General features: G+C 67.4%; 1 pseudogene. It reads left to right on the top strand.

The features are described 5' to 3' along the window. Positions 1 to 135: 135 nt before the first annotated feature. Positions 136 to 887, top strand: a pseudogene (locus ABT288_RS49930) (IS5 family transposase); the annotation flags it as partial. Positions 888 to 1519: the final 632 nt, after the last annotated feature.

The raw sequence follows: 1519 nt of genomic DNA, 5'->3' as shown, positions 1-1519 counted from the left end.
TCACCAGATCAACCACCGCGGGCCGGCAGATTCCGCCCCGCCGCCACACCATCAGGCGACAGCAGATCCACTCAAAGACTCACGAACCGCCCACTTACAGCCCACCTCATTTGGACTGTTCGAATTCCTGCCGAGGTGGGGATCGTTGAGCGGCTGGTGCCGGATGAGCTGTGGGAGTTGTTTCAGCGGGAGGTGCCGGAGGCGCCAACACGTCCGCAGGGTGGTGGCCGGCGGCGGCACGGCGATCGGGAGGTGCTGGCGGCGATCCTGTTCGTCGCCACCTCGGGCTGCACGTGGCAGCAACTTCCGTCCGCCTCGTTCGGACCTTCTGGCGCGACAGCCCACCGGCGGTTCGCGGAGTGGTCGAAGGCCAGGGTGTGGGCGAAACTCCACCGCCTGCTCCTCGACGAGCTCGGCGCCCGCGGCGAACTGGACTGGTCTCGGTGCGCTATCGACTCCGTGAACATGCGGGCCCTGAAAAGGGGGGACTGACAGGCCCGAATCCTGTGGACCGGGGCAAGTACGGCTCGAAAATCCACTTGATCACCGAGCGGACCGGTCTGCCCCCGTCCGTCGGCATCTCGGGGGCCAACGTCCACGACAGCCAGGCCCTCATCCCGCTGGTGCAAGGCATACCGCCGATCCGGTCCCGTCGCGGCCGACGTCGACGCAGACCCGGCAAGCTGCACGGCGACAAGGGCTACGACTACAACCACCTGCGGCGTTGGTTACGAGGCCGCCGCATCACACCACGAATCGCCCGCAAGGGAATCGACTCCAGCCAGCGGCTCGGCCGACACCCCTGGACCATCGAACGCACCATGGCGTGGCTCGCCGGATGCCGACGCCTGCACCGCCGCTACGAACGCAAAGCCAGCCACCTTCTTCAGGGCGCGGTCCAATCGCGGCGCCTGCGCGGCCAGGAGGGCGCTCAGCTCGTCCCGCCAGCGGCGGACGGTGGACTCGGACACGTTGTTGCCGCCGGCCATGTCGGCCGGGCGCTGGTCGTGCCGCAGCACGGCCAAGACGATCACCGCGATCTTCGGGAAGCGCACGCACCGCTTCGAGCACCGAAATCCGGCAGGCAACCGCTGGCGGATGATCTACTGCGCAGACAGCCGCCTATGACCAGCGTGAGCACCCTGAGCACCGATCACACCAGCCCTTTGACCTGTGACTTCAAGTTGGCGGAGGCCCAGTGGATACCGCCGGCCGGGAGTGGACGACATCGTGCGGGAGTGGGCGACATCGCCGGGACGATGCCGTGCATCCACCCGATGCGCACCCGCCGTATTTCTCGTCGACCATGGCCCGTGTCAAGGAGGAATGCGACGCCACCAACCCGGACCGTGCCCTGCGGGTCCGGGCGCCACAGGCCGAGGGCACCCCAGATCCGGGAGATCCGTTCGGGACGGGTGCCCCGGCCTTAGTGGGCGGTTCGTAAGGCGATGTCCATTTCTGGCTGAGGTGGGGGCAAGGACGCTGGTGGAGGTTGTGTCGGCTATTGCTTCCTGGCGAA

The organism is Streptomyces sp. NPDC001093 (assembly GCF_040298985.1).
Classification (GTDB): Bacteria; Actinomycetota; Actinomycetes; order Streptomycetales; family Streptomycetaceae; genus Streptomyces.
Note: the sequence above shows the minus strand (reverse complement) of the source record. Positions and strands in the feature narration are given on the sequence as shown.